The 14,117-nt window shown below is 69.3% G+C and carries 14 protein-coding genes and 4 pseudogenes; 7 read left to right on the forward strand and 11 right to left on the reverse strand.

Annotation, left to right across the window (positions count from 1 at the left end; all coding sequences use genetic code 11):
* Nucleotides 1-71: 71 nt before the first annotated feature.
* Nucleotides 72-394: pseudogene (locus ABZT02_RS34805) on the forward strand (transaldolase family protein); the annotation flags it as partial.
* Between the two features lie 461 nt (nt 395-855).
* Here the strand turns inward: ABZT02_RS34805 and ABZT02_RS34810 are convergent.
* Nucleotides 856-2,754 (reverse strand): NAD-binding lipoprotein, encoded by a 1,899-nt coding sequence (locus ABZT02_RS34810; RefSeq protein WP_356024847.1) that lies wholly within the window; start codon nt 2,752-2,754, stop codon nt 856-858.
* 288 nt (nt 2,755-3,042) lie between these two features.
* Between ABZT02_RS34810 and ABZT02_RS34815 the strand changes: the two genes are divergently transcribed.
* Entirely contained in the window at nt 3,043-5,037 is a 1,995-nt protein-coding gene (locus tag ABZT02_RS34815; RefSeq protein WP_356024849.1) for an FAD-dependent oxidoreductase, read from the forward strand.
* A 184-nt stretch (nt 5,038-5,221) separates the two neighbouring features.
* Here the strand turns inward: ABZT02_RS34815 and ABZT02_RS34820 are convergent, their stop codons facing one another.
* The 4 genes from ABZT02_RS34820 to ABZT02_RS34835 form a co-directional block, all read right to left on the reverse strand.
* A complete protein-coding gene (locus ABZT02_RS34820) occupies nt 5,222-5,887 on the reverse strand; it encodes a DUF3618 domain-containing protein (protein WP_356024852.1) in 666 nt (221 codons plus the stop codon).
* A complete protein-coding gene (locus ABZT02_RS34825; protein ID WP_356024854.1) occupies nt 5,863-6,228 on the reverse strand; it encodes a phage holin family protein in 366 nt (121 codons plus the stop codon). The genes ABZT02_RS34820 and ABZT02_RS34825 overlap by 25 nt, the downstream gene beginning before the upstream one ends.
* 55 nt (nt 6,229-6,283) lie before the next feature.
* The gene (locus tag ABZT02_RS34830) at nt 6,284-6,982 is read right to left on the reverse strand and encodes a hypothetical protein (protein WP_356024857.1); all 699 of its coding nucleotides are present in this window, start codon (nt 6,980-6,982) and stop codon (nt 6,284-6,286) included.
* Between the two features lie 76 nt (nt 6,983-7,058).
* Nucleotides 7,059-7,280: a hypothetical protein gene (locus ABZT02_RS34835; protein WP_356024860.1), complete on the reverse strand. Its 222-nt coding sequence runs from the start codon at nt 7,278-7,280 to the stop codon at nt 7,059-7,061.
* A 245-nt stretch (nt 7,281-7,525) separates the two neighbouring features.
* On the opposite strand from ABZT02_RS34835, the gene ABZT02_RS34840 reads away from it, so the two are divergent.
* Complete coding sequence (locus tag ABZT02_RS34840; protein WP_356024862.1) at nt 7,526-7,936, forward strand: hypothetical protein; 411 nt, start codon at nt 7,526-7,528, stop codon at nt 7,934-7,936.
* Nucleotides 7,937-7,959: 23 nt separating this feature from the next.
* On the opposite strand, the pseudogene ABZT02_RS34845 reads toward ABZT02_RS34840, so the two are convergent.
* The 3 genes and pseudogenes from ABZT02_RS34845 to ABZT02_RS34855 form a co-directional block, all read right to left on the reverse strand.
* Nucleotides 7,960-8,204 (reverse strand): annotated as a pseudogene (locus ABZT02_RS34845) (IS630 family transposase); the annotation flags it as partial.
* Nucleotides 8,205-8,438: 234 nt separating this feature from the next.
* Nucleotides 8,439-8,639 carry a hypothetical protein gene (locus ABZT02_RS34850; RefSeq protein WP_356024865.1) on the reverse strand — a complete coding sequence of 67 codons (201 nt, stop codon included), beginning with the start codon at nt 8,637-8,639 and terminating at the stop codon, nt 8,439-8,441.
* Between the two features lie 694 nt (nt 8,640-9,333).
* A pseudogene (locus ABZT02_RS34855) lies at nt 9,334-9,756 on the reverse strand (DUF4232 domain-containing protein); the annotation flags it as partial.
* A gap of 70 nt (nt 9,757-9,826) precedes the next feature.
* Here ABZT02_RS34855 and ABZT02_RS34860 point away from each other — a divergent pair.
* Nucleotides 9,827-9,994 (forward strand): hypothetical protein, encoded by a 168-nt coding sequence (locus ABZT02_RS34860; RefSeq protein WP_356025168.1) that lies wholly within the window; start codon nt 9,827-9,829, stop codon nt 9,992-9,994.
* A 448-nt stretch (nt 9,995-10,442) separates the two neighbouring features.
* Nucleotides 10,443-10,745: a hypothetical protein gene (locus ABZT02_RS34865; protein WP_356024867.1), complete on the forward strand. Its 303-nt coding sequence runs from the start codon at nt 10,443-10,445 to the stop codon at nt 10,743-10,745.
* Between the two features lie 66 nt (nt 10,746-10,811).
* On the opposite strand, the gene ABZT02_RS34870 is transcribed toward ABZT02_RS34865, so the two are convergent.
* Nucleotides 10,812-11,474: a hypothetical protein gene (locus tag ABZT02_RS34870; protein WP_356024870.1), complete on the reverse strand. Its 663-nt coding sequence runs from the start codon at nt 11,472-11,474 to the stop codon at nt 10,812-10,814.
* 106 nt (nt 11,475-11,580) lie between these two features.
* Here ABZT02_RS34870 and ABZT02_RS34875 point away from each other — a divergent pair, with 106 nt between their 5' ends.
* Nucleotides 11,581-12,123, forward strand: a complete 543-nt coding sequence (locus tag ABZT02_RS34875; RefSeq protein ID WP_356024873.1) for an MOSC domain-containing protein — start codon at nt 11,581-11,583, stop codon at nt 12,121-12,123.
* A gap of 466 nt (nt 12,124-12,589) precedes the next feature.
* Entirely contained in the window at nt 12,590-13,279 is a 690-nt protein-coding gene (locus ABZT02_RS34880) for a haloacid dehalogenase type II (RefSeq protein WP_356024875.1), read from the forward strand.
* Nucleotides 13,280-13,295: 16 nt separating this feature from the next.
* Here the strand turns inward: ABZT02_RS34880 and ABZT02_RS34885 are convergent.
* A pseudogene (locus ABZT02_RS34885) lies at nt 13,296-13,551 on the reverse strand (IS5/IS1182 family transposase); the annotation flags it as partial.
* Nucleotides 13,552-13,752: 201 nt separating this feature from the next.
* Nucleotides 13,753-14,010 carry a hypothetical protein gene (locus ABZT02_RS34890; protein ID WP_356024879.1) on the reverse strand — a complete coding sequence of 86 codons (258 nt, stop codon included), beginning with the start codon at nt 14,008-14,010 and terminating at the stop codon, nt 13,753-13,755.
* Nucleotides 14,011-14,117: the final 107 nt, after the last annotated feature.

Consider the following 14,117-nt stretch of genomic DNA (forward strand, 5'->3'; position numbering starts at 1 on the left):
CGTCAACACCCGGCAACAGCGGCGCTATCCGCTCCCACGCCGCATCCGTCAACTCACCACGACCCACCACAAGATCATTATCAGACAGGACCTAGGACGACCAGGTGCACGCGATGGCCATCCGCGAGGTCAGCGTTGGAGAGGCGCTGCGGACCATCACAGCCGCCACCGCCGCGGAGGCGGCTCACCTGTGGTGGCTGGTCGACCGGCCCGACCTGTTCATCAAGATCCCGGCGACACAGGAAGGCCTCGCTGCGATCACCACGTCCATTGCACGGGGCATCAGCGTCAGCTGGCCTACCAGGCATACGAGGAGGTCTTCTCCTCCGACCCGTGGTGCGCACTGGAGGCGCAGGGCGCCAAGCCGCAGCGCCCGCTGTGGGCGTCGACCGGCACCACGCCACCGCCGCAGCGCAGCAGCGCCACCTCGTGCCCCACCCTCGGATGAGGCAGGAGGCGGCGCAAAGCCAGACGGGCGACCCCTGAGCCCTTGGTGTAGGCGGCCAGCCGTCAGTCCCTGGCGATGGCCATGCCGAGGAAGATCTTCACCAGCAGCGCGACACTGCCGGTGGCCATCACCGCCCACGTCCCGGTCTGCGTCGCGGTGAACGGCGACGTCATCCCCGCCTGCGCCGCCGCCTGTGTGGCCTGCGCCCCGCCAGGGTCGCCTCCTGCGTGGCCAGAGCCGTCTCCAGCTTCTGGATCTTGCTCTCCAGCTCAGACTGTTCCATCGTGCGGTTTCTCTCTCACGGTGTGCCGGCCGATTCCGGCGTCACCGTCCAGCGCTTCCGCACCACAGCGCCCCAGCCGCGGTGGCCCCCGGCCGTACACCCGTTTGCCACTCCCGGCACCGGATCATGTCTTCCCGACGACGACCACCGCGTCCTGGACCGACCAGCGGCGCCGCTCGGCTTTAGGCGGGTTGATCCGCACGCCGTAGCCGGGACCCGTCGACGAGTCGTCATGGCTTCGGTAACCGATGGCGCATTCGCCGCGATGGCGTGCAGCAGCCACGACCGTGGCGAAGGAGGTCTCACGCCCTGGCAGCACGTAGTCGGTGGCAGGCCGCAGGTGAACCCCGGTGCCGTCGGCGGAGAACAGTTCCTCGAACACCGCTGCCAGATGCCGGTTCTGGGAGATCTGTGCCATGAGCAGACCGATGAGCTTGCCACTGATGATCACGTCGGCTCCGGGGCTGATGGGGGCCAGCGCCCTGTTGCGGTCGTCGATCATTTCGGTGACCACCGGCAGTTCGCGCCCGGTGGCTTCCTCCAGTTGGCGCAGCAGCAGCAGGGTGACGAGCGTGCGGTTGTCGGGGTCGTCCTGTGGCTGTCCGGGAGCGGGGTCCTGGCCGAGCAGGATCACGCTGTCGTAGGAATGCACGTCCAGACGTTTCAGGGTTTCGGGACGGGTGATGTCCGCGTGGTGCAGCGTCAGGGTCAGGTCGCTACCGCTGTGCGTGTCGGCCTCGCTCACCTGCCGTACAGTCACTTCGCGATCGTCCGCCACCACGTCGAGGACTGATCCAGGCCGGGCGCGGCGGCGCAACTGGTCGACGATGAGCGGCGCCCGGCGATTCCAGCCCAGCAGGAGAACTCGCTCCGGTCGCGCGGGCGTCGGAGGGCCGGATGCCATCGCCGCCTTCTCGACCAACTCCGCGCAGTCGTGCGGCCAGGCCGTGTCGTCGTCACGGGAGATGACGATGAGCACGTCGTCCGGGGCCAGGGGCGTCTGCGGTGGCGGGTTGAGCAGGGGGGTGCCTTCTCGCATCATCCCGACGACGCTCGATGTCTGATAGGACAGCAGCGCGTCGCCGAACGGCCGGCCTGTCAAGGTCGGCTCGGCGACCAGGTAGAACTCATCGCCGGCGAAGTCCAGCAGTTCCTGGTGGACGAGGGAGAGCCCACGCCGACGGGAAGCCTGGACGATGAGCCGGGCCGTGACGGTGTCGCTCTCCAGGACGATGCCGCCCGGTCCGGCGGCGAGACAGGCGGCCAGGCGGTAGCGGTCGTCCCGGACGGCGGCGACGACAGGCGGATGAGTCCCCTCCCCGGTCAGGGCTGCCCGGAGCGCCAGCAGCGTCTTGACCACCTCAGCGTCGGCGTCCGGCTCGTCTTGGGGCAGGACCAGCACGACACCGGCCGTGGCCGGGCTGGTCAGGGTGAGCACGGTCGGGTCGGTAGTGGGACCACTGCGGCAGATCAGCCGCGTACCGCCGGCGGGACCGGCCTTCGTGCTCAGGGCCTCCTCCATGGCGGTCTTGTCCCGGTCGGCCAGGACGGCCACCGCCGCGCGTCGCTGGTTGGCGTTGGCGGCCACCAGCTCGCTCACCACGGTGAAGACCTGTTCCGACCACCCCAGGACCACGGCGTGCCCTTGTTCGAGCACGGTGGAACGGCCTCGTCGCAACTGAGTGAGCCGCTCGGTGAGCGCCGTCGTGATGAGGCCGACGAGCGTCGAGACGTACAGCAGAGCGACCAGTGCGAGCAGCACCGACATCACCACGCGCACCGGCGCCCCCGTGGCACCGCCCAGCCGCAGTGTCTCCCCGGTGAGGCGCCATACCTGCGCCAGCCGGTCCGCCAGGGGCGCCGGTGCGTCAGGGTCGGTCCACACCAGCACCGCACTGGCCGGGACGACAATGGCCAGACACAACAACGCCATCCAGCCGACGAGAGCGGGGGCACCGCGGGCCAGCGTGCTGTCGAACCAGTAATGGGCTCTGTCACCGAACGGAGTGCGCCGCTGCGCCACCCTTCCCCCTCCACCAACCGGCACTCTCGCGAGGCCTGCGCGGCGCGTCGCCTTCCTGACACGACCGCATGCCCGCCGAAGAGCACGGATGCGAATACGCATGTGGCAGTGTGGGGGACCGGTCGAAGCGGTAGACGGGGTTTGCTCCGCATTCATCCCTTCGGGGTTCCCGAGCCGTCCACGCCGACGGACCTGCTCGACGTCAGGGTTTGTCGCCGTCTTCGCTCCTTCGAGTCAACGCCTGAGCGGAGGGCCATCGTCTGGTCACGGCACCGGTACAAAGGCCGCATGACTGAAGATCACGCGGTGGTGCACTCAGGCGGCGGTTTCTCCCGGCGGAGCTTCGCGGCGGTGGCCGGCACGGCCACGGTGGCGACGGCCCTGTCCGGCGGTGTCGCCGCGGCCCTGCCCGCGCCGACCGCTCCGACCGCCGGCCGGGGCGCCGACTTCGACCGGTGCCTGGCCGTCGCTCGCGCACTGCTCGTCCTGGACTCCGACAACCGCCCTCTCGCCCCGCGCTACCAGCGCGTTCTCAAGCAGGGGCTGCCGGCTCAGCGGCGGACCCGCCCGAAGGACGTTCTGGTCATCGGAGCCGGTCCGGCCGGGCTGGTGTGTGCCTGGCTGCTGAAGAAGGCAGGTCACCATGTGACGGTGCTGGAGGCCAACGGCAACCGCGTGGGCGGACGCATCAAGACCTTCCGCAACGGCGGCCACGAACAAGCGAAGCAGCCCTTCACCGATCCGCTCCAGTACGCCGAAGCGGGGGCTATGCGTATCCCTGGCAGCCATCCGCTGGTGATGGAGCTGATCGACCAGTTCGGTCTGAAGAAGCGGCGTTTCCACTATGTGGACGTCGACAACGAGGGACGTCCCGCCAACCGCACCTGGATCCACGTGAACGGGATCCGCATGCGGCGCGCCGACTACGCCCGCGCGCCCCGGCGCATCAACCGGTCCTTCGGCGTACCCCGGGCCCACTGGGACACCCCTGCCGCCGCCATCCTGCGCACCGCTCTGGACCCGGTGCGCGACGAGTTCAGTTACGTCAACGGCGACGGCAAGCGGGTCGACAAGCCACTCCCTGAGCGGGTGCGGGGCTGGGCCCGCGTGGTGCAGCGGTTCGGTGACTGGTCGATGTTCCGCTTCCTGACCGAGCACGCCGGCTTCGACGAGCGGACCATCGATCTGATCGGCACCCTGGAGAACCTCACCTCACGCCTTCCTCTGTCCTTCATCCACAGCTTCATCGGCTCCTCCCTCATCAGCCCCGACACGCCCTTCTACGAGTTGGAGGGCGGCACGGCCGTGCTGCCGGATGCCCTCCTGGAACGCGTGCGCAAGGACGTGCGGTTCGACCGTCGTGTCACGCGCATCGAGTACCACCACCCCGACCGCCCTTCGCCGGACACCGAGAACGTCCGGATCAAGGGCCCGCACGTATGGGTGGACACCGTGTCCGAGGGGCGCGACGGTCCCGTCGTACGCGAGCAGTTCACCGCGGACGTCGCCGTGGTCACGGTGCCGTTCTCCGGACTGCGACACGTACAGATCGCCCCGCCCATGTCGTACGGCAAGCGCCGCGCGGTCTGCGAACTGCACTACGACAGCGCGACCAAGGTGCTGCTGGAGTTCAGCCGCCGCTGGTGGGAGTTCGACGAGGCCGACTGGAAGCGCGAGCTGAACGCCGTCGACCCAGGCCTGTACGACGCCTACCGCACCGGCCGCGCCGCCACGGACGGCAGCCTGCTCGGCGCCCATCCCTCCGTGCCCGCCGGGCACATCACAGCGGGGCAGCGCACCCACTACGCCGCCAACCGCGCGATCGCGCGCGACCAGCCGGAGGCGGTCGACGTCGTGGGAGGCGGCTCGTTGTCGGACAACGCCAACCGGTTCATGTTCCACCCCTCCCATCCGGTCCCGGGCAGCTCTGGGGGAGTGGTCCTGGCCTCCTACAGTTGGGCGGACGACGCGCTGCGCTGGGACTCGCTGGACGACGAGGCACGGTACCCACACGCTCTGTGCGGCCTCCAGCAGGTGTACGGCCAGCGCGTCGAGGTTTTCTACACCGGCGGGGGCCGCACTCAGAGCTGGCTGCGCGACCCCTACGCCTATGGGGAGGCGTCGGTGCTCCTGCCCGGACAGCACACGGAGTTGCTGCCCGCTATCCCCGTGCGCGAAGGGCCGTTGCACTTCGCCGGGGACCACACGTCCGTCAAGCCGGCGTGGATCGAGGGAGCCGTGGAGTCCGCCGTGCGTGCCGCCTTGGAGATCCACACCGGGTGAGCCGCACGGTCCGCTGAGCCACGACGCACACGCAGGCCCCGGCGCACTGGCGCCGGGGCCCAGAACTTCTCCTGCTCCCACCACCAGCACACCACCGCCCGTGCCAGTGCGAATGTCAGCGGGGCGTGGTCATTACTGGTGAGAGGCGCCGGAGGGAGCGCTGGTCCTGATCGGGCGGAGCGGCTCACTGTTGTCGACTTTGGTCGGCGACATGGGACGCGCTACCGCGGGCCTGGTCGGCCATGGTGTCAGCCTGATCGCGGGCGGTGTCCTGAGTGGTACGGACGGCCTCGTCGGCGGTGTCCTTCACTTCCTGCGCCGCGCTGCGTGCTGCCTCCTGGGCGCCTTCCTTGAGGTTCTGCGCGGATTCGAGTGCCGCCTGTTTCACCGGCTCGAGGGCTTCCTGGCCCTGTTGCATCATGTCCGAGGCGGCCTGCTGCTCGGTCTGGGACGCCGGAAGGAGGGACGAGGCCAGCACGCCGGTGCCGAAAGCGATCAAGCCGGCGGCAAAGGGATGGCCCTGCGTTTGGCGCATGGCCTGCTCGGGCGCTTGCTTGACAGCCTCACCTGCCTGTTGAGCGGCGCCGAGAGCGGTGTCGGTTGCCTGTCCGGTGCCCTCCTGCAGGGAGTCAGCCGCCGACCGGGCGCTGCCGGCCATGCTGTGCCCCGTCTCGGAGGCGGAGCCCATGATCCGCTCCCGAAGCCCGGTGAGTGTGCCGCGCGCCTTGCCGGTACGACGACGCACCATCTGCCGGGGACTGGCCCGGTCGACGAGACGGTTGACATCAGCGGACAAGCGGTCGCGGGTGACGTCGATGTCCGCCCTCAGCTGGTCGGGTGACGTGCCCATTGGGTGTTCTCCTTCATCGTTTCGAGGGTCTGCTCCGGCTTGGGGGACACGGTGCGCATCCGGGCACGTCCCCGCGAGTACAACACGGCTGCCACCACGGCCCATACGGCGGTGACGATCAGCGCGGCCCAGCCGGCGTCCATCACATTGGCCAGGCCGAATACGGCGGCCAGTGACAGGAACAGCAGGACCATGTAGCCGGCGAACCCCGCGCCGCCGTACATGCCGGCCGCCTTGCCCACCTTGGTCGCTTCCTGTCGGATCTCCGTCTTGGCCAGTTCGACCTCCTGGCGCAGGAGGGTCTGGACGTCCGAGGTCACCAGGGACAGCAGCTCACCCACGGACCGCTCCTCACCGTAGCGGCCGTCCCGGTTCGGTTGGATCGAGGAAGACACCTCACACCCCCGGATGCGGCGGCGCCGGCATATCGCCAGAGGTGGGCGGCAAGGGCGGCGGGGGCGAGGGCACGGTCGGCGGGGATACCGGCTGCGGGGGTGTCCACTGGCCCGCACCCGACGGCGAGGCCGGTGTGTCGGGCTCGACCGAGTACGGGGACGGCCCCGCGGCCGTGGACTGCGCCTGACCGCCGTCGTTGGACTGCGCGGCCTTGCCCGCGACCTTGCCCAGACGCCCGACAGCCAGCCCGGCCAGCAGCGCTCCGCCCAGAAAAAGCCCAGGGCGCCGACGGGCGAACCTCTGCAGGTCGTCGGTGATGCCTTCGACACCTTGTTTGTCCACGTAGTCAGCCGTCTGATGTCCCCGGTCGGCTACTTGGGCCACCAGGCTGCGCGCGGGCGAGTCGCCGTCCGCCTTCTCGGCGAGTTCGGACAGGTCCTGTGCCCACTGCCGCAGCACTCCGGCCGCCCGCCGGGTCTGTCCCTCGGCCTCTTCCATGGCCCGGCTGCGCAGATCCTGGACCGCTGCGCCTGTCTGCCGACGCGCCTCTTCCGCGACCGCTCTCGCCTGCTCGGCAGCCGTAGTCGTCACCTCGCCCGCAGCCTGCCTGGCTTGATCCGTCGTTGCTGACGTCTCCTGTTTGACTGTCTCCGCGGCCTGCCGCAGTCCTCCGCCCCCGTCATGTACGGACTCACTCATCAGCAGCTCTCCTCAGGATGTCGGCTCACGGCTCTCACGGAGCCCTGCCTACACTCGAGTGACTTCATATGGTGGATTAACACCTTTTTATGCGATTTCTTCGTGAGTGCTCGGCCTCACTCACGTGCAACACTCCGATCAAGGACAGCCTTGCGGCCCGCTCGGCGTCGTCCCGCTCGCCGGTGCGGAGGAAGCCTGCGACCTTGCCGGGCATGCCGAGGGCGACGAGCAGGTCCGGCACCGGGGCAACGTCGCCGGCGACATGCTCGGGCAGAAGATCGGCGACGGCGGTGCGCACGGCGCCGCGGCTGGCACTGTGCTCGCACCCACGCCGCCCCGGCATCCAACCGTCGCCATGTGGTGCCCCCGCCCTCGTCACGCCCCGTACCGAGAAGGTTGACACCACGCAGCCGGGCCTACGGGCGCGGTAGGCGATGGAGGTGGCGCGAGTGCTGCCGCCTGCGGCGGACTGGTTGTGCCGGAGAGGAGGCTGGCCAGTGCTGTGGCCGGATCGGTTCACCGGGTTGGCGGTACTGTCCGCGCATGAATCAGCTCCCCGGCACTTCCGAAGCCCTCGTTGTGCGCACCGACTTCTCGGCAGACGGTGCTTGGGAGGAACTGCGGGAGGCGCTGTTCTCGCCCAGCAAGGACGGCTTCCTGGCCAACGTCGCACTCGTGGATGACCGGAGGTACGAGGGCTTGACACCCGACCAGACCCTCGACCTGATCCCCGCGGAGTACCAGCATCCACTTCTGGTTCTGGCGGACTCCGTAGCTGTCGCCTCGACTGAACGGCCGCTCCTCGTGGTGGACTTGCGGTCAGAGCGTCCGCGTTGTGTCCGCGTCGTTGCGGCCGAGTTGTGGAGCATCGAGAACAACCTCTCGGGCGCGAACATGGACTTCGAGGATTTCACCGATGCCGTCGACGACGACGGCGTGTTGCGGGGCTTTTGAGTCACAGGCCACCGCGTGGTCTCAGGCTGCGGGCCCCAGCGGATGCCCTTTTCGCTGCGGATGCCCCACGTTCTTTGCGTTGGGCGACGAGTGTCGGGGTGGCGGGCGTTGGCGTTGCGCCGGCGTGGGTAGCGGTGCAGTGCCCGAGTTTGCGCCGGGTGGCTGCGGTGGTGGGAGTTGGCCAGGGTGAACTGCCGCAGGAGGTCGAAGTGGGCCTCGATCGTGTGGCCCAGGAAGCGTAGGTCGGGATGAAGCACCACTGGACGCGCGGGGCGCGGCCCGCATGATCGCGTAGTTGGGCCTCGAATTGAAACGATCATCGGCGCTGTTGATCTGTTCACGCGGCGGCCTCCTCGGGGCACTCGACCAGACGGCCGCGTTCGAAACGGGCGCCGGCCCGCACCAGCGCCACGAGATGAGGTGCGTTGACCGCGCGCCAGCGGCCTGAGCGGATTCGGAGCCTCCCCGGACCCTGTGGTCTTCATGTCCCCGACGAGGGCGCCTACTGGTAGCAGCCGCCGACGCACAGCACGGTGACGGTGCCGCTCTCGCTGGTCGCTGTGGAGCTGGTGTCGTGAGTGGCGGCTGCGGGGGTCTTGCTGGTCTCCCAGGGCATGGGGGCGGCCATGGCCTGCGGGGCGATGGCGGTGAAGGCTGCGGTGGTCACGAACACGGCGGCAATCGCACGCTTGCGCAGATGCACCTGAACTCCTCGATCGGTCACGGAAGTCCGCTATGGCTGGCTGCCATTCTCACGGCGCGCTAAGCCCCAGGCCAGGTTCGCCGGTGCAGGCAGGCAGGCAGTTCTTCATACGATCACCGCGAATGGCGGACTGTGTTCCGGACAGGCCCGACAGGGTTCTGGACGGAGCGGGACGCGCGCAATACGTGTGGCTGCTGCTGCTACCGCTTTCTGCCGCAGGCGCTTAGGTCTTGAGCACCTTCGACAGCGGGAAGGGGAGCCGGCTCGAGGACGGAGGCCGGGCCGGGTGTGCAGCTGACGATCGACGCGCAGGCCGGCGCCTACGAGTGGGCGTTCGCAGTGGTGCAGGCCGCGTCACCGGCACCGACGTTCTCCGCGACCGGATGGCCTACCACCTGCGCCGCTTCGCCCACCGGTACACGCCCGCCTCCCCCGGATTCGGAGAGCGCAGAACACTCTCCTCCTCCGGCACGGCTCAGGCTTCCTTCTACGGGTTGTAGATCGAAGGCGTACGACAACGATCGGCGGTGCCCCTTCGAGGGGAGCATGTGAGGGGGAGGGCGTTCAGCTGACGATCGACACCCCGAGTAAGACGTACGAGAAGGCGATGGCGGACGTCCAGGCTGCCTACGGCCGCGTCTCCCTCCGCCGTGGCAAGCAGGTGGCCCGAGGCGCCCTTCCACCGACGAATCGGTCAGGAAGGCATGGCTGCCGATACGGAGGTGACGGTGACGGTGTCGTCGCACTCGGCGAACTGTCCGTCGTCCAGGGCCACTTGGTGCGCCCCGGACCCCGGCAGCCGGACGACCATCGTGGGATACACCACGGGGGCCGAACCGGACACGCAGTACCCGTCGGCCTCTCCCTGTACCTGCACGAAGGTCAACTTCACCCACGCCTTGCCGCCGGGGGCCACCTTCACTGACGCCGCGGTTCCGGTTGGCTTCACGGTGAGCGGGACGTTCATCTCGGGAGAGCCGTTCGCGGCGCCGGCCACAGTGGGGTGCCCCGTGAGGACGCACGTCTGTCCGGACACGTTGGTGAACTCGACGACGGCCGCCCCGGTACCCGTACCGTCCGGCCGCACGGCGGCCTGACGGGCGGTCGCCTTCACACTGCCCGCGGAACAGGACGCTGCCGAGGCCCCCGGAGCGGGTGCGGACGACGCAGGTGCGGAGGCGGCGGGCGTGAGCCGGGAGGAGGAGGGCGTCGAGGGACCGGAGGGCGTGGAGGGACCGGAGGCGGAGCCGGCGGGCTTCGGGGCGCCGGGCGTGGAGGAGGAGGTCGCTGAGCTGACGGCCCCGGACGGAGTGACGCCGCCGTCTGCGGTGTCCGCACCGCCCCCGCCGGGCTGACATCCCGCCACTGCCAGCGCCGCCGAAGCCACGACGGCCGTCACCGCCGAACCGCGCATTGCCTTCATGTACTGCATGCTGTCCCCCGACTCCGAGTTGTCCGGGGCACGGCTCCTTGCCGCCCCCGTCGAACCAGACAGAACCGTGCAGTCGGCAGTTCTCCCGCACTGCGACCTGTGACCCACCGGTGACGAAATCCGGCCACAATCACCGTGGAACGCCCCGAACAGGCCAGCGCCCGCCCCGACCAGAGGGCCGACCACCAAGGCCCGACCACGCGCACGAATCGACAACTCCGTCGTCGTCCGGGCCCGCATCCCCGCCGTGCGCGTGCGCTGTGGTCTGTCTCGTGTTTATGGCCTGCCCATGCCCGGGGTCCTGCACGGTCCGCCGCGTGTCAGGCAGCCGGTGCCGTAATCGGCTTTACCGGAACCTTACTTGGTGCTTAGTGTCCTGCGACACCGGCGCGGCGTGCATCGGCACCTACGCCAAGACGCACGGCACTGCGGTGCACCTGTTCAGCCTGAACGGTACCGACCCGACGTTCAAGGAAGTGTGCGGCCGCTCCGCGATCTCCGGCATGCACAACCAGGAGTCCATGGGCAACCACTTCGCGACGTTCATGCGCGACATGCGCATCATGGACAAGGACGCTTACTGGCTGGACACGCGCATGAGCGCGGCGAACACCTGCCTGTACGGGACGCCCGGCAACGGTGAGCCCGTCATCTGCAAGCTGACCGCCCAGTAGCAGCCGCCCCGCAACGACGTTGGCCCCACACCGAGAACGGCACGGGGCCGGCGCCGTTGCCGGCGGTCAGACCATGGGAATCAGGACCGCGGGAAGATCACCCGCCTGAACGGCTTCCTGATCGATGGACAGACCGCAGTAGTTGCCGATGGCTGTGAACACCGCTACGGGCAGCCCGGGCGCGTGCTCCTCGTAGTACGCCACCACGGCGGCCTCACCCACCTCCCCGATGGACGGGAACACCGCGCCGGTCGCGTGGAGCGCCGCGTCCAGGGCCGAGTCCTGCCCGGTGTCCTGCCCGAACTCGGCCTGCCAGGCGCGCCCGTCTCCCGCAGCATGGATGATCCTCTGCGGCGGGCTCCATGAGTTCATCGTCACGCAGACGATCTCCTCGTCCGGTGCGGGCCGCATCGACTCCACCGCTCGGTAGCCGGTGGCCCACGTTGCCATGCCCCAGTCCTCCAGCACGTAGACCCAGTCGCCGCACGTCCCGTACATGGCGCGATTCACGTGAGGCGACGGGTCACCTCGTCGCCTCGCCGGCACGACGAGGTCCTTGCAGGGGGTACGGTCGGCGAGCTCGTCGAGGTCGGCGCCCAGCGCGATGAGGAACTCGTCCGCGTCGAGGCCGCGGGCGCAGGTGAGCGATATCCCTCCGAGCATGCCGGGCAGGGCGGCTGAACTGCCTGTCGTGCTGTGTACGCCGATCCAGGCGATTCCGTCACTCATGCGGGTTCCTCCGGAATCGGGTTAGGTCGTGGCCGCAAAAGGCCCCCAAAGGCTCCCAGGGCTAGGCTCGTGACGGATCATAGTTACCGACGAAGGGGGTCGAGGTATGAGCGGGAGAGTGACGGCGGTCAGCAGCAACGGGGAGTACTCGTTCACCAAACCGAGCCGGGACAGCGTCAGGTTGCTTGCGGGGCTCGGTGTGGAGGGGGACGTGCACGCTGGCGTGACGGTCAAGCACCGCTCGCGCGTAGCGCAGGATCCCACCCAACCGAACCTGCGCCAGGTCCACCTCATTCACGAAGAGCTCTTCGCCGAGGTCGGCGAAGAAGGCTTCAAGGTGACGCCCGGCGACCTCGGCGAGAACATCACCACGCGCGGCATCGATCTGCTCGGTCTGCCGGTCGGCACATTGCTGCGCATCGGCGACTCCGCGGTCCTGGAAGTCACCGGGCTGCGCAATCCCTGCCTGCAGATCGACAACTTCCAGGACGGGCTGCTGAAGCAGGTCGTCGGCCGCGATGAGGCGGGGAACATCGTGCGCAAAGCCGGAATCATGAGCATCGTGAAGGAAGGCGGCATGGTGCGCCCCGGCGACACAATCGAATGGGAACTTCCCAGGGGTCCGCACCGCCCCCTTGACCGGGTCTGACAGCCTCTCGGGCAGGCCGTGCCCTCACGACGGCCGCGCGGGTTCTTGAGCTGTGAGGGTCAGGCAGGCCCGCGCGGCTGTGGCCCTCCCCGCAGCCTGCGGCGTCGCGCCAATATCTTGGCGAGTCGATCGAAGAACTCGTGCCACAGGCGAGCTCTGAGGAGCGGGCCGCCCCGCACTTCGCGCCACCGCGGACGGCTGTCCGCGCCGGGTCGCGGCGGCCAGGGCCTGGTCGGCGGATCATGGACGGAGCCACGCCGCGTCTCTTGGCTGCCGGTCGCTCGCTCCGTGGGTTACGCGGAGGTGGGTGCGCCGATCGTGCGTTCTGGCTTTTTGGGCGCCGGTGGTGGGGCGACGTTGATGCGGTTGCTGCACAAGCCGTGCGGTGCGGGAATCAGGGTGGCTTCCCGCTGCGTTCGGCTAACAGCCCCTCCTACGCCCCTCCTACGCCCAGGAGACCTCTCCCATGTCAGAGCTGGAGATCGATGCCGTCGTGTTCGACGTGCTCGGCACGCTCGTCGACGAACCCGCCGGCATCCGCGCCGGCATTCGTGAACTCGACCCGTCGATCGACGATCCCGGGGTCGAGCAGCTTTTGTCGCTGTGGCAGCAGCACATCGACCGCGAGCAGCGTCGCATCCTCGACGGCGTCCGGCCCTACCTCACCAGCGACGTCCTCGACCTGGAAGCCGCCCGGCTCGTCGCCGATGCCGCCGGAGTCGACGACCCGGCCGCCGTAGCGGCGCTGGCCCTGGCAGGTCGCAGGCTCCCGCCGTGGCCTGACACCGTGGCAGGGCTCGCCCGACTCGCCGAACGGTTCCCGCTGATCGGACTCTCCAACGCGAGCCGGACGGCGCTGCTGGGACTCAACGCCCACGCCGGACTGCGCTGGCACCAGGCCCTGTCCGCCGAAGACGCCCGGACCTACAAGCCGGACCCCGCGGTCTACCAGCTGGCCGTCACCGTCTCCGGACGACCGCCGGAGCGGCTCCTGATGGTCGCCGCCCACGCCTGGGACCTGCGTGGAGCACAGGGCCTCGGCCTGCGCACCGCGTACATCGCTCGCCCCGTCGGGGACCCGCCCACCTCCTCGGACGGGTTCGACGTGCACGCCGACGATCTGGCCGGCCTGGCCGACCAACTCGACCATGCCTAGGGGTGTGTCCGGCGGGTCATCGGCGGAGCCGGAGTCGGATTGAGGCGAGAGTGACGGTGCCGTGGAAGATGTAGGCGTGCTTGTCGAACCTCGTCGGCACGGCCCGGGAGTTCTTGAGGGCGTTGATCGTTCGCTCAACTTCGTTCCTGCGCCCGCTGCCCAGCGGGCCGACGCGGATGCGTTCGTTCCATGACCGGGATGAACTGCGGGGCGGCCCACTGGCCCGGAGTGATCAACACGGCCAGTGGGCGGAGCCCGCCCTCACCGGCGAGAAACCGCCTGACGACGGCCCGTGTATCGCCCAGGGCCCGGTGTCGGCTGCCCAGCTTCTGCCAGGTGTGGCTGCTGAAGTACTCGTGGCGGTCGCCGAAGAAGGCTGCGAACTTGCTCCAACGCGCACTCCTCTCACACCTGCGCGTCCAGCCAGGCCTGCGCGGTCGCGTGCCGGCGGCCGCCGTAGCGGGGGTGCTTGGTCACGTCGACCGCGCCGTGGGTCTAGTGGTGCAGGCGGAGCTCCCAAGCAGGCCCGCCCCAGTCGGCGCGGTCACTGCGGCGACGGCCGCCAGCACCAGCACGTCCAGCTCCATCGCCCCCGTCCCGAGCCCACCGACGAGCTGTCCGAGCGCGGCACCGGAGGCCCGTGGGGCCTGGACGGCGATCTCCCGCGGACGCTCGGCGGTGGGGGCGGTGTCCGTGGGGTTCACGGTGCCGGTGGGGTCGGTTGTCGTCATGCTCGCTCCGCTCCTGATGTCCTCCAATGGCCTCAGGGCAGGCCCTCTTCGCCGTGTAGTACAGCAGGCTGTACTACCGATCGGGCGGTTGGCGGGATCGGCCGAGG

The organism is Streptomyces sp. NPDC005402, assembly GCF_040606575.1.
In the GTDB taxonomy this organism is placed as follows: Bacteria; Actinomycetota; Actinomycetes; order Streptomycetales; family Streptomycetaceae; genus Streptomyces.